Raw genomic sequence first — 18,827 nt, forward strand, 5'->3', positions numbered from 1 at the left:
GTCAGGAGGCCAGCCAGGCATCGGTCAGCAGCAGGTTCAGATTGGGATGGGCAACCACGTTTTTCAGCCGCTTGTTGGGGCACATCCAGGTGTTCATCCAGTAGGAGATGCCGATGGGCCCGCGGTCCATCTGAATCTGCTCCAGCCTGCAGAACAGCTTGCGCCGCTTTTCCACGTCCAGGGTGCCCGAGGCGGTTTTCAGCAGGCGGCTGAATTCCTCGTCCACCCAGCGGGTCTCGTTCCAGGGAACCGGCTTTCCTGTGTCGTCGGCGATGTAGGCCAGGTTAGGGACCATGGTGCCCAATGGACGATGAGTCCAGGGAGTGATGCCCAGGTCCACCTCGGTCCACTTTTCCCAGTACTGGCTGGTGGGCATGGTCTGGATCCGGATCCGGATGCCGGCAGGCGCTGCGTCCTGCTTGAGCACCTCGGCGTATCGGACCACGTCGGACCATTCCGAACCCACGGCCAGCTTGACGTCGATGCCATTGGGATAGCCGGCTTCCGCCAGAAGTTTGCGGGCCTTTTCGGGTTGATAGGCGGGCACCGGCTTGGGGCAGTACTCCGGGTGCTTGGGGTAGACGTGGAAGTCCTGGCCCGGCAGCCCTTCGCCCTGATAGGCCAAGGCAAGGATCTTTTCCCGGTTCTGGCACAGCTTCAGGGCCATGCGGATTCGGTTGTCGTCCCACGGCTTTTGGTCCACCCTCATGCGTAGCACCCGCACCGTGGCCGTGGCCACCGGCAGCACCCTGATGTGGGGGTCTTTGGCCACCGCCTTCATGATCTGGGGGCCTGGGTTGTCCGAGGCGTCTATCAGGTCGATTTCCCCGGACTTCAAGGCGGCGATCTGCGGGGCCAGTTCACCGCCCATGTCGATGAACCGGATCTGGTCTATGTAAGGCAGGGGCTTGCCGTCGGTCCCTTTTTGCCAGTAATCTTTACGGGCCTTGAGAATGCAGATCTCTCCTTCCCTGTAGGTATCCAGCAGAAACGGGCCGGTGCCGTGAGGTGCCTTTTTCATGTCCCCCTGAAAGGTGCGGTGATTGAGCACCTGGGCGGTGTATTGGTAGAAATGCTCGGGCACCGCGATCTCCGGGCGCTTGAGATGAAGCCGGAACCGGTAGTCGTCCAGCTTTTCGATACCTGTGGGGGCCAGGTAGTCTCCCACCAGTCCCAGCAGGGAGGACTTGACATCCTTGTCAAGCCACTGGCCGATGGTGAAGATACAGTCGTCGGCGGTGAGGGGATCGCCGTTGTTGAACCGGATCCCCTTGCGCACGGTAAAGGTCCAGGTCTTGAGATCTTCGCTGGCCTGCCAACTTTCACACAGGTAGGGATGGGTGATGTTGTTTTCGTCGGTAAAGGTCATGTACTCGAAGACCTGGCGCATGGAGTTGGCCGGCATCAGCCAGGAAAAGCGGGCCGGGTGGTCGATCTTCTGGATTTGCTGGGCGACCTTGAGCACCCCTCCCCGTCGGGGCTTGGTGCCGGCGAATGCCCGGGCCGGCCAGGTCAAACCGGCAAGTTGGCCGGCTGCCAGAGCCGATGTGCCAAGCAAGGTGGCCAGGCGCAGGAACTGGCGGCGGGAAAGCTTACCCTTTTCCATGTCGGACTTGAGATCCATGACCGCCGGGTGGAAATCCGTGCAATGGGGCTTCATGTCATCCTCCTTGATCAAGGGACCCAATTTCGAAAAATGGCCCTGATAAAATAATTACGGTTCAAAATAAAATTATGGAGTTTTATTTGAGGATTGAGATGCCAAAACAGGCCCTATGAATTTTTTTATTGGTTTATTTTATAAATTTTATACGATAGCAGATGAGGTCGGTTTGTCAAGGAGAGGTAGAATCCCACCAGCATCATTGATAAGCTTTTAGAGTTCAAATCAAAATTCGGCTTGCCCGGTCACCGGTTTACGTGGTAAGCCTGACGGAACGACCGCAATTTCACCTGGAGCAAGGATACTATGGCCCATTTGATGGAACATGGACCTGTCCGTCACCCGAACCACCAGGCCGACGATCGGCTGGGAGAAGAAGTTTTGGTGGCCCTGAGACGGATCATCCGCGCTATCGATATGCACTCCCGCTACCTTGCCAAACATTTCGGGCTCACCGGCCCCCAACTGCTGGTGATCAACCAGCTACACAAGGCCGGCTCCCTGTCCGGCAGCGACATCGCCCGTGCCGTCAGCCTCAGCCAGGCCACGGTCACCGGTATTCTGGATCGACTGGAAAAACGGGGACTGATCCGTAAGGTACGCTCTGACGTGGACAAGCGCCGGGTGATGGTATCCCTTACGTCCCAGGGCCTCAAACTGCTGGACCAGGCGCCGCCCCTGCTCCAGGCGTCGTTCCTGGATCAATTCGACAGCCTGAAACCCTGGGAGCGGACCCTGGTGCTCAGTGCACTTCAGCGGCTGGTGGACATGTTCGACGCCTCCCGGATCTCCGCAGCCCCTATCCTGACCACCGATCCCATTGAGGATCCCGGCACCGATCCTGTCTCCTAAAGGTTCGCCGGCTTTTTCCTCAAACGCCCCGGATTAACTTTTTTGAGAGCCGTCAAGGAGGATATCGAGGCTCTGGCCGGAGGAAATCACTTCCAAGAGGGCCGAGCGGATTTCCTCCACCCTCTCCTTCTCGGTCAGCTTTCTTCCCTCTTGGTCCCTCACGTAGAAGATGTCCGCCACCTGGTCCACCTTGGTCGCAACCTTGGCGATACGGATGGTGATGCCTAATTCAAAGAGCCTCCTCGTGATGTCATGGAGAAGGCCGATCCGGTCGTCGGCGAAGACCTCGATCAACGTGAAGAAGTCCGAGGCCTCGTTATCGATGATGACCTGGGGTTTCTTGAGGGAGGTCCGGGGGGAGCGGAGAAATGAAGAACGCCCCTTTTCCTTGAGGCGCTCGGAAAGGTGGAGGCGGCCTTCAAAGGTTTCCTTGAGGTCCCGTCTCACCCTTTCCCAGGCCTGGGTCTGGCGCAGGGGATCGAGGGGCGGGGTGACACGGAAGATGTCGACCGCAGTACCGTCCTCCCAGGTGTAGATGTGGGCGCTCAGGATGTTGATGCCGTTCAGAGCGAGCACCCCCGCGATATCGGAAAAAAGACCGGGGCGGTCCATGGCCAGCACGGTCACCTCCCAGGCCCCCTCGGAGCGTTCCTCCCTGGCCTCAAGGCTGAATCGGCCGGGATCCTTTTTCTCGAAGGGCCAGCCCGCGTCCAGGAGCAGGTTGATGTGGTGAGCGATTGTGGAAGGAGAAATATCAAGACAATAACGCAGGGAGAGGGAGTCAAGGGTCCGGTCCAGGTCATGGGGTTCCATCCGTTCGGCCAGGAGGTGACGGAGCTCGCCCAGGGTCTCCTTCGTTTTCATGTCGGCCACCGGGGTGGCGAGTTCTCCTTTTTCAAGGACATGAAGAAGTCTGAAAAACAATTCCTGTACGAGGTTTGCGATCCACTCGTTCCACGCCCTGGGGCCGGTGGCCTTTGAATCGGCCCAAGTCAGCAGATAGAGCATCTTCAAGCGGGGGATCGTCCCGATAATCCTGGCGCAGCTTACGATGGCCTTCTCGTCGTTGAGATCCCTTCTCGTGGCCGTCTTGGCCAGCAGCAGATGATTTCGGATCAGGAAGAGGATGTCCTTCTGCTTGTTCTTGTCGTACCCTAAGCGGTCCAGGATTCGGGCCGCGATCCCGGCCCCGGCGACGGAATGGTCCCGCCTGCCTTTCCCGATATCATGGAGAAGGGCCGCGAGATAGAGAGGCACCGGATCGTTTAGGTCCGACAGGATATCGGGAAGCAGGAGTTCCCCTTCGGCGGCTACTTCTTTGATCTTCCTGAAGGTTTGAAGGGCATGCCTTCCAACGGGATAGACGTGGTAGTTATCGAACTGGATGTGGTCTCTGATTTCCCGGAACTCGGGGATTAATGCCTCCAGGAACCCGGTCTCCAGCATCTGGTCCAGGGTCTCGAAGGCCCCCTCCTGTTCGAGCAGGCCGAGGAAGAGGCTTCCGGTCTCGGCCGATGTCCTGAAGGGCTCATCCACGAGGTGGATAAATTCTTTCACAAGGCGTTTGGCATCAAGTGAGAGGGGAGTTCCCAGACGTGCGGCGGCCTCGAAAATTTCCAGTAGAAGAATGGGGTCGGCAGGTATGGCTGTAGCCGAATCAAAGGCTACTTCACCGTGGTGAAGGTGGATGCCGGGTGAGATCTCTCTTGGCCGCTCCTTCCCCCTCGATCGTCTGGTCTGCTCCGTAAGGTGGCTGTCCAGGAAGGACCGGTGGAAGGACTTGAGGGCCGCCATAGAGGCATGGAGCCTGCCGAGGAAGGCCTCCACGGGAAGAAGCCTGCGGGTCCCCCGGAAATCCATCACCCCGGCGATGCGGGGTTGGTATTCAAAGTGAAGCCGGTCGTTTTTTCTCCTGGAAAGACGGTGAAGGTGGTTTCGAACCAGCCAAATGAAACGGAGACAGCCCAGGAGTTCCCGGTATTCGATGTGGGACAGGATCCCGGAATATTCGAGATCCCTGGGATCCTTCGCGTCAAAAAAGAACTTGGCCAGCCATAACATGGCATGGTAGTCCCTCAAACCTCCTGTTCCATATTTCAGGTTGGGTTCGAGCAGATAGCTGGCATCCCCGAACTCGGCCATCCGTTTGTGGGTCTCCGCTGCCAACCACCTTGAAAAAGCCGAGGCCTGCCGTTTGATGACCTTGTTCCGGAACTCCTCCATGAGAGAGAGGAACAATGGGAAATCTCCGCAGACAAAGCGGCCGTCGATCAGGGAAGTCAGGACGGTGAAGTCCTCCCTGGCAAGGGAAAGGCAATCCTTGATGGTCCTGAAGGCGTACCCGATTTCAAGGCCCAGGTCCCAAAGGGGATAAAGCAATCTTTCAGAGAGTGCTGAGGCCGCCTGGGGTACCCGATCCTTGAAAAGAACCATGACGTCGATGTCGGAGTGGTAGCAGAGTTCCCGTCGTCCATAACCCCCAAGGGCCACCAGGGCGAATGAATGTCTTTTGTGCAAGGGACCCTGGGATTCTTCCTCAAGGCTTTTTCGAAAGTACTCGTCCACGATCTCCGTGTAGTATTCAAGGAAGTCCCATGAAACATCACCTCTGGAGAACCGCAGGAAAAGTTCTTCTCTGGATTGAGCGAATTCTTTCATCGGAGGTAATAAATTCCTTTTTTGTTCCCGGGAAAGGGAGGGGTCAGGAGGCCTGCAGGAAAGATCATATTTGGATCTATCCTGCATTGCAAGCGCTCTTAAGAGCGGAGAATGTCTAAAAAGTCAATTGACAACCCGCTGACCGCCGATTTAGTATCATTTTTTCAATTCTGCGGGAACCGGCACGGATGAAAAGGGAGCGTGGCGGGGAAGAGATGATGAATCTTTTGTAAAGAACAATCGTTGGGGAGGAAGCCCATGAAAAAGATTGAGGCCATTATCAAGCCCTACAAACTGGATGAAGTCAAGGATGCGATCGTGGAGCTCGGTATCAACGGCATGACTATCAGCGAGGTCAAGGGTTTCGGCCGGCAAAAAGGACACAAGGAAATCTACCGGGGGGCTGAATACGTCGTGGACTTCGTACCCGTCATCAAACTGGAAGTGGTCGTCCCATCGGACCTGGCCTCCAGGGTCGCTGATGCCATTCGTGAGAAGGCCTATACAGGCAAGCTGGGAGACGGGAAGATCTTCATCCTCCCGGTTGATAAGGCGATCCGGATCCGGACCGGTGAAGAGGATGAACATGCCGTGTAGGCCGGAATTTTGAAAACCACGGCCCGGATCATCCAGGAATTCCTTGATTCGAAAGAGCCCCTCGTCCAGGAAAACCTCAAGAGTGACTCCGGATTCCACACGACACGCAAATATACGGGTCTTGTCGACGGCCTGATATCGGCCCTCATGGCTGCCGAGATACCGGACCCGGACGGGAGGAAATCCCTCGAAGGACAGATGACCCTTGTGGCCCTGGGCAGCTACGGGAGGCGGGAACTCTGTTTTGCTTCCGACGTGGATCTTTTGATCCTTTACCAGGGCGGGCTCTCCGAGGGGGTGGGCCAATTTGTCCCCCGTATTCTCTACCCCCTCTGGGATGCAAGACTGGAGGTCGGCCACAGCGTGCTGACGGTGGAGGAGGGGGTCCGGCTGGCCCTGGAGGACTTCAGGAGTTTGACCTCCCTGATGGACGGACGCTTCGTGCTGGGTTCCTGGTCCCTTTACCAGCGTTTCCGAAGGTCTCTGTGGTCGGTGCTGAAGGGGGAGAGGGAGAGGCTCCTGGGTCATTTTTTATTGGCCAAGGAGGTCAGGGAGCGCAGATTCGGCAGACAGGGCTATTTCGCGGAACCGGACCTGAAGGAAGGGCTCGGGGGGATCCGCGATCTTCACTTCATGGCCTGGATGGCCAAGCTTTACTTCCGTTGCGGGCGTTTGAGCCGGATCCGCCGTTATGAACCCTTCTCCCATTTCGATACCAACCGGTTGAACCATTCCAAAGGCTTCCTTTTCAAAGTCAGGAACCACCTCCACATATTGGCCAAGAGGAAAGAGGACCGTCTGATGGGCATGTACCAGGAAGAACTGGCGCGGGACCTTGGGTTCCGTGACGGGTCCCATGTCTCTGCGGCGGAGAAATTCATGCGGCGTCTCTACATGCACCTGAATCGGGTGAAGTACGGGGCGGAGGAATTCCATACCAAGGCCCTGGACCTCCTGGATCCCTCCCGGGGTAAAGGGCCCCCGCCGCAGGACCTCCACCCGGAATTCAGCGTCCACGGGGGAAACCTCGTGCTCAGGACCGGGAGCCTGCTGGAAAAATCTCCCCTTGTACTCCTCGAGGGTTTCAGTGAGGCCAATCGGCGGGGACTGTTCCTTGGATCAGGCTTTATCTGGGAGTCCAGGAAACGCCTGGCGCAATTGGGTAAGGGCCTGCTTCGGGTTCCGGGTGCAAGGGAGGCCTTCCTGGATCTCGTCATGCACCCCGAGAACCCGAAGATTCTTCGCCTGGCGCTTGAAATCGGTCTCATCGGTCTTTTCATCCCGGAGTTCAAGAGGATTCGAAACCTGGCCCTTTTCAGTTATTACCACCAGGAGACCGTTGATATCCATTCCCTCAAGACGGTCGAAACCATCCGGGACCTCTCAAAGGGTCTTTTCGACGACAAGTGGCCGGTCCTGAGAGAGGTCTTCGAAGAGACCGAACATCCCGAGTGGCTTTTCCTCGCCGCACTGCTCCACGATATCGGAAAAGGCTACCGGGGAGATCATGCAGGAAAGGGAGCGGAATTGATCCCCCGGATCCTGGAGAGGCTGGGCCTTGAGGGATCGGCCCTTGAGATGGTTCCCTTTTTGGTGGAGCATCACTTGCTCTTGGCCAGGATCGCCCAGAGAAGGGACCTCAACGAGGAGAAGACCTGCGAACAGGTCGCCCAGGTCGTTCGGGATCCTGAAACCCTCCGAATGCTCTTTATCCTTACGGCTGCCGACACCCTTTGCAGTGGAGCGGCCCCGAACAGAGGTTGGAGACTCATGCTCCTCCAGGAATTGTATTTCAAGGTGCGGCATATCCTGGAAGGAGACGTGGTGGCCACCCCGAGTGCAACCGAGCGGGTCAAGGAGGTGACCGACTGGTTGAACCGGACCCTCAGACCCCATTTCCTGAAGAAAGACATCCTTGCCCTGGTCGAGCAGGTGCCCACCCGTTATCTCCTGGAGACCAGCCTGGAGGACATATCCCGGCACTTTCGACTCGCCCTTGCCGTGAACGGCGGGAAACTGGCCTGGATCCTTCAGAAGTTGAAGCACGTACCGGTCACCCGGATCATCCTCCGGACCACGGATCGTCCCGGACTCTTCAGCAAAATGGTGGGGGTTTTCACCCTGAACAATATCGAGGTGCTCTCCGCCAAGATCTGCACCGTCAAGAACGGCCTCGCCCTTGACATCTATGAAGTGTCCAATCCCAGGGATCCATTAAGGGAGGAAGAGACCTGGAAAAGGCTCCGGGAGGAGGCGATAGCGGCCATGGAAGACAGGCTGTCCCTGGAGACCCTGATCGCCGCAAAAAAGCGAAGGAGAGTACCATCGCCCGGGCCGGTGATTCCTGGTTTGAGCGAGAAGGTCAGGATGGACAACACCGCCTCCGACTTCTATACGATCCTCGAGGTGAGCGCGCGGAATCGTTTCGGCTTCCTCTACAGCCTCTCCAGGACGATACGATCCCTGGGCCTGGACATACGGTTCGCACGGGTGGACAGCGACAAGACCAGAATAACAGGGGTCTTCTACGTTTGCGGCGCCGGGGGGAGGAAGGTCACGGACCGGGAGTCCCTGGATACCGTCAAGCGGGAAATCCTGAAGACGCTGGGTAGCAATGGGGAGTCCTGGTAATAGCCTGATTTTCCATTGCCTCAACATTACTCGCTACGTTTTTCTATAAACTGTTAGAGGTCCTGGGAGATGATGATGGCCTCGGCAATCTCCCGCATGGACTTGCGGGTGTCCATGCTCTTTTTCTGGATCCACCGGAAGGCCTTGTCGGCGGGAATATTCTTCTTGACCATGAGGATTTCCTTCGCCCTTTCGATTTTTTTGCGGGTGATCAATTCCTCTTCGATGACCTTGGTCTTGACGAGTAGACGGGTGTTTTCTATAGCGATGGCCGCCTGGTTGGCCACCGTGGTGATGAGGTGGATCTCGGTCTCGGAAAAATCGTGGGGTTCTGCGGTGAAGCAGTTGAGTACCCCTATGACCCCTTGTTCTTTCACCCTCAGGGGGACACTCAACATGGAGACCAGTCCCAGTTTCTTCGCCATGTCCTTTTCCTTGAAGAGGGGCTCTTCCAGGACGTTCTTGAGAACGAGGGGCTTGTTGTGGGTGGCCACGTAACCCACTACTCCCTCGTTCATGTTGAGGGAGCGGTCCTTGACGTACTCAGGGTCAAGGGCCTGAGTCGCCTTTAGGCGGATCTTCTTGGGAGTCTCGGTTTCCTCGATGAGCCACAAGGAGCAGATTTCCACACCCGTCACCTTGGCCGTGACCATGACAATGAGCTTCAGGATATCCTCCAGGTAGAGATCGGAGGTAATGGCCTGGCTGATGTCCATGAGGGCCTTGACGTATTTTTCGTAACTGCTGGGCGTTATCTTCTCCATTGTGAGCACCGGCTCCCCGCGAGTAAAGAAAGTGCCGGGTGAAGGAGGCTACAGGGCTACTTCAGGGATTTTTTCCATTCCTTTGCGAATATCTCGGCAACCTTGCCGATTTGTCCGGGATCGATATTCATGGCCTTGGCCACTTCGCTGTACAGGGCCTTTCGGTCCTGGTTTTCAGCATTCACCAGGCTCTTCAGATCCCTCTTCTCCTTCAGGCCGAGCCCCTCCAGGCTTCCCAGGGAAACGTATCCGTCGTCTCCCTCCTTGAGCATACCCTTGGCGTAGTAAGGTTTCATCCGGTTGAAGCGTTTCTTCATCTTTTCCTTGAGAGCCCGAATGGTGGGATTGGAGACCGCCGTCACTTCACCGGCCCAGGCTTTGGGGGCTGCGAAGGCCAAAAGGTTTTGGAGCAGACGGGAACTCTTGTCATCTTGTTGGGGCGCCTTCTCTTCTCCTACGCCCTTTCCACGGATGTCGTGGACGATTTCTCCTGCAACGGAACGGACTTCTTCCGCCGGAAAATAGATGTTGATGGTCACGCAGGCAAAAAGAAAGACCAGGGAACAACCGAATCCGACCCACAGGGTTTTTCTCAAACCTCTCATGGTGACCTCCTTTGTGAAGCTTCTGGCAACGGGACTTCGCACCTCCCCGCTTTGACCGGGCGACCCGAGGGGCTTTCAGCATCTTCGTTCGCCTTCGCCGGGGTACCCTGTAGCTTGTGCTACCGGGAGGAATGGCCAGGTGAGTTCCGTCGCAATTCCGCTCACCATACCCCGCTGCTGGCAGCGGGGAGCTTCATCGGATCACCGGGCCTTTCCTCGATTTCATAATCCTCTTGATTCTTTCCATCATATCCTTGAAACGGATACGATTATCGGGATTTTGATTTACAACATTTACCCCTGAAAAGCCACCTCTTTTTACCAGGTATTCCCGGCCCTTCTCCTTGATGGTTCCGTTCACTCTGAAAACGTCGTTTTTCAGTGAAGCCCTGATCCCGATCTTTTTATAAGGAAACTCCTTGAAAAAGCTCGTAAATACTCCGGCAAGTCCCATGAAGGGACTCCTTCCTCCACCGATCTCGGCGATGTTTTCAACCGCCTTCACGCTGATCTTCTGGGGGACACCCGGGCGCTTGATCGTTTCGAGCTCCAGTTCGAAGCGCTGGGGCTGGCCGAAGGCGATCTCCAGGTCCTTGATGGATCCCCTCAGGATCCCCTCGATCTTTCCGAAGCTCGTACCCCGGGTCAAATCGCCCAAATGGAGGTCGTCCCACTCCGCATCGGCCCGGAAAAGGGGAGTCGGGGTCCCGATACCGGAGACCCCGAGATTCGAGATATGCACCGTGCCGCCGAAGACATCGGCCCTGACTTCTCCCCGGGTGGTGATGGAATCACCTGAAAGGAGTATGGGGTCCAGCCGGGCCCTTGCAGATCCCCTTGTTTCCTCGGGCCAGATCCTGGAGAGGATCGGATCCAGTGCGATGTTTTCAAAGGTGAGGCTCGTTTCCAGAACAGGCCGCGAGGTAAAGAGACGGCGGCAGAGCAGGGGACCGATCTCAACCTCTCCCCCGGGGACCGCGATGGAAAAGGGGCGTTGCACGGCAAGTCGGTTGGGGTGGGCGGCCAGGGCCAGGTCCAGGGGTTGTTCCGGGAGAAGGGGAAGGGAGAGGGATTGAATCCGGCACCTCCCGGAAAGGGGTTCTTCTCCTGAGTCCGCTGAGTCCCACCGGCCCCAGAGGGGAAGGTCGAGGTCGAGACCCGAAATTTCGATATCCCTCTCCTTCAGGGTGAGACTTCCCCGGTGCCAGCCTATTCGCCCCTTGATTTCCCGCAGTCCCTCCCGGAAGGACAGGTCCATATCTCCGGAGAGGTCCCCTGAAACCTTCAGAGTAGAGAGCAGGGGATGGGCCGCCCCGAAGGGATCGGCCACGAGGTCACGGAAGACAGGTTGAAGCGGGGTCTTGGAGATCCGGAGGTTCAGGTGTCCCGCGGTAGAGGGGGGCCTTCCCCGGAGCTTACCCGTGATCTTTATTCCCAGTAGACCCTTCAACTCCAGATCGAGACCCTGGAGGTCTAGTTTTTCCATGGGTACTTCGTAGGCGCCCCGGCACCGGGCCTCAAAGGGGTTTCGGCCTAGATTGAAATAAAAGGGTTCGATCAGGCATTCTCCCTCTGTTACGGCCAGCGTGGTCTCCCACTGGATACCGGAAAGATCGGGACGGATCCTGCCTGTGAGGGTGAGATCCATTAAAAGCCCTTCCCCGGCGGCGGAGCCATCGGGATTCTCGGCGGCCAATCCCCGGAGCCCGATTCGGGCACCGGCGGACCACTCCCCATCGGCCCCACGGGCAAGGGAGAGATCCAAACGGTCCTTAGCCTCCAGTCTCCACCCCGCGGGAAGCAGGGCAAGCTCCCGGAGAGTCCCCAGCAGACCTGTTTCCTCCCCTTTTAATGTCAGATGAAATCGATCTTTTTCGGATGTGAAGTCCAGGGAGAGGTTGTGAAAGAGGGAGGAGCGAAGGGTGGCACCGGGAATGCGCACTTCCATTTTATGGGTATTGAGGTCGGCCTCGGGAACATTGAGCACAAGGTCCGATACAGGGACAGCGGTTCCTGCAACCTCCATGGAGACCCGGGGCGAGTGAAGATGTAGTTTCTTGATCCTGAGACGGGGCGTTTCCCACCAGAAGGACAAGCCGCAAGAGATTCCTTCGGCCCGGACGGGCATCCCGGAAAGCCGTGCGCCTTGGATTTCAAGCCGTCCCCCGGCCTCCAATCCGGGGAATCGTCCCTTGGCCCTCAGGCGGGAGGTGATCTCACCTGCTACGCCCCGGGTGCCGTAACGGAAAGAGAAGGGGTTTTTTTGAAGTAAGATCGCGAGGTCGTATGTCGTTTGCCAGGTTTCCCCGTTCCGCAGACCTCGAAGTTCACCCTTGAAGGTGACGGTTCCGGAGAGGTTCACCGCTGAGTCTTTCCCCATGAGCCCCGGCGGCAGTAAGCGCAGAAGTCTTTCCGGATGAAGCCTCCCCTGCCGGATCCGGAACCATAGTTCCGTTCCGGGACCGGGGGAGGTCCGCATGTCCCCTTCAAGGGAGACTATTCCCGGAAACGCTACTGAAAGGGGGGAGAGGTCCGCGGAAAAATTTTCGAGATTGAGGGTCCCCTGGGTCCCGACCTGGAAGTCCAGGGGAGAAGCGGGATGGGGGATGGTGCCATCTGGCGGAATGAGCTTTCCCTTGAGATCAAAGGTGATGAACTTGAGGACCTTCTTCCCGGCAAGGTAGGTCAGCCCGGCATCGCATTGGAGGGCGGTGGTCTTGAAGGAGGACGCCTGAATGGTGCCCCCGCGAAATCTAAGTTTACAGGGAATCTCGGGATCCTTGAGAGAGAGGACCCGTTCCGCCGTAAGCTTCAAATTTTCGGAATAAAAGCGGATTCGGCGTGATGGGATCTCAAGGGCGGTGGCGAAGGAGACTTGCACGCCATCGGGGCGGGTGAGACCTCCACGGATATCGGACAAGGTGACCACCAGGTCTTCCATGTGTCCTGACACCTTTCCATTCGAAAGATCAGCCGATTGAAGCTCGATTTCGGAAAAGAGAAGGTAGTTAACCGCTGTTTTCAAAATCCCCGGGAAAGTACCTTCGGCCGGAGCCTCAGGGGCGGCATTGGAAGGGAGGGTAAGTTCCCGTGTGAAGGAGAGGACCGGGTCCTGGATGTGGAGGTCCCGGAGTATGAGGCGTCTCCTGCCCAGTGGTCCCTTGAGATGCAGGCCGGTGGAAAGGAGCGAAACATCCAGTTGGAGCCCCCGGAGTTTCGTTCCCGGCCCCAGGTGGATGCCACGAAGGGTGATGTTCGCGGGATCCAGTGAGTAGGACAGCTCTTCGATGGAGAGAGATGCCCCGGAGGTGCTGGAAAGGGCCTTTTCAAGGAAAGATTTCACGAGGAGTGGATGGTTGTATAGGTACAAGAGAGATCCGGCAAGGCCCGAGAGTGCCAGAAGGAGGGCCAACGCAAGGGCCAGGAGGATGTTTCGGGTCGTCTTTTTCATCAGCCTGGGGTCCCTCCCACAGGAGACCGTTCGCCTGGGGGCGGACAGGGTTTCTTTCGGCGGCCGACTCCCCGCCCAAGGGTTTCCCGAGGAGAGGAAGAGCGGAGAAGGGAGCGTTCAAGCATTATATTCTGGATCAAGTCTCCCGGACGTGCAGAGAGGGCCCGAAAATAATCTATCATCTTTTTTATGGAGCGGCCGTTTTTCTTGAAGGCCCACTCAAAAAGCGGAAAATATCGGTGGTAGAGCCCGATGGTGACAAGGGATGCGTTGTTGAGGGAAAGGCGTCCGAACCCCCCGAACCGGTCGGTCTTGAAACGCGGTTTCAGTTGTTCGAATGCTTCCCGGGCCTTCTTGAAGATATGACCTCTTCTCTCCATTTTTTCTTCCAGGGACAAGGGGCTCTGGTAAAGATCCTCCAGTCTCGCCAGGAGATCGTCCAGGAAGGTGGAGAAGAGACGTTCGTCGTGAATGGAGTTCCGGGCCTCCAGGACGAGGTGGTGCTCTTTTCCGTAATATGCCTCGAGGAAAGAGAGGGCCCCCACCTTGCCCACCAGGACCGCCAGACCCTCGTTGAAGGCCCCTTGTCCTTTTATGTACAGGGTCGAGTGGGCCATTTCATGGAGGACGGTCTCAACGAGATCCAGGGTCGAGCCCTTGAGCAGGTTGAGGGTGATGGGATCCCTGAACCATCCAAGGGTGCTGTAGGCCTCGGCCGTACCGATACAGACGTCCAGGCCTTTTTCGGTCAGGTTGCGGGCCTCGTTGTGGGCCCCCCGGAGGTTGAAAAACCCCAGGTAAGGCATTTCCCCGACGATGGGAAACCACCAGGTAACAGGCTGGAGACGGTCTTTGGGGCAGGCCGAAACCACGTAAAGGGGAGGGCCTGGAGATTTCAAGTAAACGGTTTCAAAATTCCGGGTCTTCTTCAACCCCAATGCTTCTTCCCCGAATGCCTTGATTTGTGATACGAGCCGGAGGCGTTCCTTTTCCTCCCGGCTCAGGCGCCCATCGTGAAGGCCCTCTTCAACGGGCACTGCTCCCGCAAGGAGCCTGGCCTGGCCCGCTGCGGCGTGAAAGATGTGGCTGATGCGGCACCCTGAAGCGACGAGGAGGAGGGCCAGGATCAGGGGGATTCGAAAGGCGGCCTTTTTGAGGGAATAATGCTGTTTCATGGATCATTCGAACCTATGGAGGCGTTGAAAAAGGTCCCACTACACTGTTTTTCACCCCCGCCGGCGGGTACGGGGAAAAGAAATCGCCCAACCCGGGAAGGTCACGCCATGTAGGTTTTGAACCAGTGCTGGAAGACGATCAGGTTCCACAACTGCCACGAGGTATCCCTGCGGCCTTTCAGGTGGTCCGAAATAAGGTCCTTGACCACGGAGTAGCGGAAAAGGTCGTGTGCCGCCAGGGCTTTTTTGGAGAGATGCTCTTCCAGGAGAAAACGGAGCTCTTTTCTGAGCCAGGCCGCGATGGGCACCTCAAATCCCGCCTTCGGCCGTTCGAGGAGCGAAGGGGGGAGGAGATCCCTGAAGGTCTCAAGGAGGATGTGTTTCCTTCTCCTCCCCCTGAGTTTGGTGTTTCCCGGAAGCGTAAACATGAATTCCACCAATCTGTGGTCAAGGAAAGGTACCCGGACTTCAAGGGAATTGGCCATGCTCATCCGGTCCACCTTGGCCAGCATGTCTCCGGGCAAAAGCCCCTTGAGATCCAGGTAGAGCATGAGGTTCACGGTGTCCCCGGGAAAGCGCCCGGCATGGCGCTGGACCTGGCCGCGTATCCGTTTCAGGTAGATGTCGCCCTCAGGGGGATCCCTCAGCAGGGCCCTGCGCTCTGGAAAGGAGAAGACCTGGCGCCATGCGCAGAATCGTTCGGTGAAGGATGGGCTGAGGCCCCTGAGGAACTTCTTTATCCTCCTGATCTTTTCGAGTCCCGATCTATCCCGGGCATCCGGGAGGGCCATGACGAGCGGGGTCAGGATGCCGCTTCGGATGAAACGGGGGATTCCGGCGAAATACCTTGCCCAGGTCTCCCCGAGGTACATCCTGTAGCCAGCGAAGACCTCATCTCCCCCGTCGCCCGAGAGGGCCACGGTGACATGCTTTCTGGTTTCGCGGGATACGATATAGGTCGGAATGGTGGAGGAGTCGGCGAAGGGTTCATCCAGGTCGTCCAGGACCGCGGGAAGGACCTCCAGCATGTCCCGGTACCCAAGGGAAAATTCGTGGTGTTCCGTTCCGTTGAATTCGGCCACCTCCCGGGCATAGGCCGTTTCGTCGAAGGCGGGGAGGTCCTTGAACCCGATGGAGAAGGTCTTCACAGGGCGGGAGGAAAGCCTGGACATGAGTCCCACGATTATGCTTGAGTCGATCCCCCCGCTCAGGAAGGCCCCCAAGGGGACATCGGCGATGAGGCGTTTCTTGACGGCCCTCTCAAGGAGTTTCCTTAGCCGGGCCTTCCCTTCTTCAAAAGAGGGTCTTCCTTTTCCTGCGGGCGATTCCCCTGGACCCGCCGCCTCGGGAAGATCCCAGTAGGTCTCGATCCGGATTCCGCCTTCCTCGGCCAGGAGAAAGGTCCCGGGAAGGAGTTTTTTCATGCCCTTGAAGATGCTCCAGGGCTCCGGGATATGATTCAGGGTCAGGTAAAGATCCAGGGCCTCGGGATCGATCTCCCTGGGGATGGAAGGATCCTGCAGGATCGCCTTGGGTTCGGAGGCGAAGAGCAGTTTTTCATTGTCGGCAAAGTAGTATAGGGGCTTGATCCCTAAGCGATCCCGGCCCAGGAGAAGCCTTTTTTTCTCCCCGTCCCAAAGGGCGAACGCGAACATTCCGTCGAGTCGACTGAAGAGGGCGGTGCCTTCCTCTTCGTAAAGGTGGAGAACGGTCTCGCAATCCGTCCTGCTCCTGAAGACATGCCCTTTGGATCGGAGTTCTTCCCGGAGCTCTGGAAAATTGTAGATTTCCCCGTTAAAGACGAGCCAGAGGCTGGCGTCTTCGTTGGCCATGGGTTGGCGGCCCGAGGCCGAAAGGTCGATGATGCTCAACCGCCGGTGCCCGAGCCCGATGCCGGGGCGCAAAAGGGTGCCTTCGTCGTCAGGGCCGCGGTAGGGAAAGGACCGGCACATCGCATGGACCAGGTCCGTGTCGATTTCCCTGCCCCGGAAATCCATCTTGCCGCAGATTCCGCACATGTTCCTTAACCTGTAGGCCCGGGTACTTGAAAACGCCCCCGTCCGGTGGACCTGCCATTGCCCCTGAATCTCGGGCCGAAAAAGGGGGAGGCCGAGGGACTTGAGAGAAAACAGGCGAACTTTCGTCCGAGATCACTGTGTATTACTCCCACCCTTTCCTGTCAAGGTGTCCGGCCCGGCTCAAGCCTTGCGGGGCCGGAGCGGCCCCGGGAGGGATCAAATCAAGGTGGGGCCTTGAGGTGGTTTTTGACTACGTCCCCGGAGGCCGGGGAGATCTGGATGGTTTGTGGATGGGCGCTCCAGGTGAAAAATCGAGGCCGGAGAGCTTATCATATTCGTATCATTGGTTTTTTTGGATTGACAGGCAAGTCGGGATGGCGTACATTGCCTTCGTTTCTTGGCAAGGGCGGTGTTTCAAATCAGGAGGTTTCACCACTGATGGCGACGGAGGGTTATGCGGATTACTTTTTGGGGCACCAGGGGATCCATTGCCGTACCCGGAAAGGATACAACAAAATACGGAGGAAACACGACCTGCCTGGAAATCACCCTCGAGAGCGGGACAAAGGTCGTGATCGACGCGGGAACCGGGATTCGGGCACTGGGTGAAAAACTTGTGGCCGAGGAGGAGAGGGTCTCCATCTATCTCCTGATTACCCACATCCACTGGGATCACGTTCTTGGGTTTCCCTTTTTCGCCCCTATATACAGTTCCACGGCCAGAATTATCATCGACGGATACCCGAGCTGCATGAAGGGCCTCCGTTACACCTTTGACAACAAGATGGGAGACGGTTTTTTCCCCATCCGTTTTGATGATCTCACCGCCCGGCTTCAATACCTGGAACAGGTACAAAGAGGACCGCTCACGATAGAAGACACCGTGATTGAGGGCATCCCGCTTCAACACCCCCAGGGCGGGTTCGGATACCGATTCAAAGAAGGAGACAAGACACTGGTCTTCCTGACGGACAACGAACTCCGAAAAGGCCGCCGGTCAGGAGGGATACCCAAAGAGTACACCGCCTTTTGCCGGGACGCAGACATCCTGATCCACGATGCCCAGTATACTCCGAGGGAGATCGATGAGCGCAAGGGGTGGGGACATTCGGACTACGAGGCCGCCATTGAGCTTGCATGCAGGGCCGGGGCCCGAAAACTCATCCTATTCCACCATGATCCCTCGAGGACCGACTCGCAGATGGATGCCGTTGTGGACATCTGCAGCGAACTCGCCTCCCAGAGAAATCCCGCCCTTGTGGTCGAGGCCGCCCGGGAGAACGATGAATGTATCCTTTAGCCCTGGTAGCGGCGGAAAAATAACCTTTCCTGGATGCCGAGATGATTGATCATTCCCAAAAAGAGCTTGTGCTTGTCCTGGGAGGGGCCAGGAGCGGAAAGAGCGCCTGGGCCCAGAGACAGGTCGAGAAAGATTATCGTTCCTATCTATTCCTTGCCACGGCCCGGATTTTGGACGAGGAGATGGCCGAAAGGGTAAGACGCCACCGGGAAGCGCGCGGTCCGGGGTGGAGAGTGATAGAGGAGCCCTTGGACATCCCCGGGGTTCTCAGGAAGGGGTGTGGAGATGTGGATGCGGTCCTGGTGGATTGCCTCACCGTGTGGCTGGGGAATATCCTGGTTGAGAAAGGAGAAAAGGAAGTTCCCCGATTCCGGGCGGAACTGTTGGAGACCCTTCAAGAAAGAGATCGAAGTATCATCCTGGTCTCCAACGAGGTGGGGTTGGGGATCGTTCCTGACACCCCCCTGGGGAGGGGATTTCGCGACCAGGCCGGTCGCCTGAATCAGGAGATCGCGGCCGTTGCGGACAAGGTGGTTTTTATGGTCGCGGGTCTCCCAATGGTTTTGAAAGAAGGGGGCGCTCCTCCCTCGTAATGGGAAGGTCCCGCCTGAAAGGAGAGGGAATGGGAAATCTGTTCGATCTGGTAGAGATCCAGGGGCCGGCTGGGGGCCGGGAAAAGAGCCTCAGGGTCGGGATTCGGGTGACCATTGGAGACCAGGAAAATCTTTGCGCCCTGACACCACCCGTAGATTCAGTTGGAAAGCTCACAAGGGAAATCACCTTCCTGAAGCAGGAACTCGACGACCTCCTCGAAAGGGCGGAGCTTTTTTTTGGAGAAGCGTCCCGGGGGACGGCGGCAGGTCTCCGTCCGGACATGAGCGCGGCTGAGATCTGGACCCTTTTGTCGGAAATGAGGGATGAGGAGACATTCGTGGCGAGATTCAATGATCTTAAAGAAGAGAAGCGAAGAGAGGTTGCGGATTACGTGTTTACCACCTGCAATGTCTTCGCCGGAAGGGCCTCCCTTTTCTCTGCTCGGTACAACGAGGAATCCGCCAGGATGGAATAATGGTGACTCAGTTTAAGGATTGAGCGGAAACGCAAGGTGCCCAG

General features: G+C 57.4%; 13 protein-coding genes. 6 read left to right on the top strand and 7 right to left on the bottom strand.

The genetic code is table 11. The features are described 5' to 3' along the window. Position 1 precedes the first annotated feature (1 nt). On the bottom strand, positions 2 to 1,660 hold the full coding sequence (locus JRF57_05470; GenBank protein MBW2303145.1) for a hypothetical protein: 1,659 nt from the start codon (positions 1,658 to 1,660) through the stop codon (positions 2 to 4). Between the two features lie 321 nt (positions 1,661 to 1,981). Between JRF57_05470 and JRF57_05475 the strand changes: the two genes are divergently transcribed. Beyond that, the gene (locus tag JRF57_05475; GenBank protein MBW2303146.1) at positions 1,982 to 2,515 is read left to right on the top strand and encodes a MarR family transcriptional regulator; all 534 of its coding nucleotides are present in this window, start codon (positions 1,982 to 1,984) and stop codon (positions 2,513 to 2,515) included. 33 nt (positions 2,516 to 2,548) lie between these two features. On the opposite strand, the gene glnD (JRF57_05480) is transcribed toward JRF57_05475, so the two are convergent. Then, on the bottom strand, positions 2,549 to 5,173 hold the full coding sequence (gene glnD, locus JRF57_05480) for a [protein-PII] uridylyltransferase (GenBank protein MBW2303147.1): 2,625 nt from the start codon (positions 5,171 to 5,173) through the stop codon (positions 2,549 to 2,551). Between the two features lie 258 nt (positions 5,174 to 5,431). On the opposite strand from glnD (JRF57_05480), the gene JRF57_05485 reads away from it, so the two are divergent. After that, entirely contained in the window at positions 5,432 to 5,770 is a 339-nt protein-coding gene (locus tag JRF57_05485) for a P-II family nitrogen regulator (protein ID MBW2303148.1), read from the top strand. 9 nt (positions 5,771 to 5,779) lie between these two features. Beyond that, on the top strand, positions 5,780 to 8,401 hold the full coding sequence (gene glnD, locus JRF57_05490) for a [protein-PII] uridylyltransferase (GenBank protein MBW2303149.1): 2,622 nt from the start codon (positions 5,780 to 5,782) through the stop codon (positions 8,399 to 8,401). Between the two features lie 53 nt (positions 8,402 to 8,454). Here glnD (JRF57_05490) and JRF57_05495 read toward each other — a convergent pair whose 3' ends face one another. The 5 genes from JRF57_05495 to asnB form a co-directional block, all read right to left on the bottom strand. Then, positions 8,455 to 9,165 (bottom strand): GAF and ANTAR domain-containing protein, encoded by a 711-nt coding sequence (locus tag JRF57_05495; GenBank protein MBW2303150.1) that lies wholly within the window; start codon positions 9,163 to 9,165, stop codon positions 8,455 to 8,457. A 56-nt stretch (positions 9,166 to 9,221) separates the two neighbouring features. Then, positions 9,222 to 9,770 (bottom strand): DUF1318 domain-containing protein, encoded by a 549-nt coding sequence (locus JRF57_05500; protein ID MBW2303151.1) that lies wholly within the window; start codon positions 9,768 to 9,770, stop codon positions 9,222 to 9,224. Positions 9,771 to 9,963: 193 nt separating this feature from the next. Then, entirely contained in the window at positions 9,964 to 13,221 is a 3,258-nt protein-coding gene (locus tag JRF57_05505; GenBank protein MBW2303152.1) for a hypothetical protein, read from the bottom strand. Beyond that, complete coding sequence (locus tag JRF57_05510) at positions 13,221 to 14,396, bottom strand: aminopeptidase (GenBank protein MBW2303153.1); 1,176 nt, start codon at positions 14,394 to 14,396, stop codon at positions 13,221 to 13,223. Before JRF57_05510 ends, JRF57_05505 begins: the two co-directional genes overlap by 1 nt. A 101-nt stretch (positions 14,397 to 14,497) precedes the next feature. Further along, positions 14,498 to 16,414, bottom strand: a complete 1,917-nt coding sequence (gene asnB / locus JRF57_05515) for an asparagine synthase (glutamine-hydrolyzing) (GenBank protein MBW2303154.1) — start codon at positions 16,412 to 16,414, stop codon at positions 14,498 to 14,500. A 454-nt stretch (positions 16,415 to 16,868) separates the two neighbouring features. Here asnB and JRF57_05520 point away from each other — a divergent pair, with 454 nt between their 5' ends. From JRF57_05520 to JRF57_05530, 3 genes are read left to right on the top strand one after another with little or no spacing between them, the layout of a single operon-like run. Continuing rightward, entirely contained in the window at positions 16,869 to 17,714 is an 846-nt protein-coding gene (locus JRF57_05520) for an MBL fold metallo-hydrolase (protein ID MBW2303155.1), read from the top strand. 41 nt (positions 17,715 to 17,755) lie between these two features. Next, positions 17,756 to 18,307 (top strand): bifunctional adenosylcobinamide kinase/adenosylcobinamide-phosphate guanylyltransferase, encoded by a 552-nt coding sequence (gene cobU / locus JRF57_05525; GenBank protein ID MBW2303156.1) that lies wholly within the window; start codon positions 17,756 to 17,758, stop codon positions 18,305 to 18,307. 29 nt (positions 18,308 to 18,336) lie between these two features. After that, positions 18,337 to 18,783, top strand: coding sequence for a hypothetical protein (locus JRF57_05530; protein ID MBW2303157.1), 447 nt, complete (start codon positions 18,337 to 18,339; stop codon positions 18,781 to 18,783). Positions 18,784 to 18,827 lie beyond the last annotated feature (44 nt).

The organism is Deltaproteobacteria bacterium, assembly GCA_019310525.1.
GTDB lineage: Bacteria > Desulfobacterota > DSM-4660 > Desulfatiglandales > HGW-15 > JAFDEE01.

What these genes read in the sequence shown, in the direction of transcription:
- JRF57_05470 (MBW2303145.1), bottom strand. Translation starts at nt 1,660, where the DNA reads ATGAAGCCCCATTGCACGGATTTCCACCCGGCGGTCATGGATCTCAAG.
- JRF57_05475 (MBW2303146.1), top strand. Translation starts at nt 1,982, where the DNA reads ATGGAACATGGACCTGTCCGTCACCCGAACCACCAGGCCGACGATCGG.
- glnD (MBW2303147.1), bottom strand. Translation starts at nt 5,173, where the DNA reads ATGAAAGAATTCGCTCAATCCAGAGAAGAACTTTTCCTGCGGTTCTCC.
- JRF57_05485 (MBW2303148.1), top strand. Translation starts at nt 5,432, where the DNA reads ATGAAAAAGATTGAGGCCATTATCAAGCCCTACAAACTGGATGAAGTC.
- JRF57_05495 (MBW2303150.1), bottom strand. Translation starts at nt 9,165, where the DNA reads ATGGAGAAGATAACGCCCAGCAGTTACGAAAAATACGTCAAGGCCCTC.
- JRF57_05500 (MBW2303151.1), bottom strand. Translation starts at nt 9,770, where the DNA reads ATGAGAGGTTTGAGAAAAACCCTGTGGGTCGGATTCGGTTGTTCCCTG.
- JRF57_05505 (MBW2303152.1), bottom strand. Translation starts at nt 13,221, where the DNA reads ATGAAAAAGACGACCCGAAACATCCTCCTGGCCCTTGCGTTGGCCCTC.
- JRF57_05510 (MBW2303153.1), bottom strand. Translation starts at nt 14,396, where the DNA reads ATGAAACAGCATTATTCCCTCAAAAAGGCCGCCTTTCGAATCCCCCTG.
- asnB (MBW2303154.1), bottom strand. Translation starts at nt 16,414, where the DNA reads ATGTGCGGAATCTGCGGCAAGATGGATTTCCGGGGCAGGGAAATCGAC.
- JRF57_05520 (MBW2303155.1), top strand. Translation starts at nt 16,869, where the DNA reads ATGCGGATTACTTTTTGGGGCACCAGGGGATCCATTGCCGTACCCGGA.
- cobU (MBW2303156.1), top strand. Translation starts at nt 17,756, where the DNA reads ATGATTGATCATTCCCAAAAAGAGCTTGTGCTTGTCCTGGGAGGGGCC.
- JRF57_05530 (MBW2303157.1), top strand. Translation starts at nt 18,337, where the DNA reads ATGGGAAATCTGTTCGATCTGGTAGAGATCCAGGGGCCGGCTGGGGGC.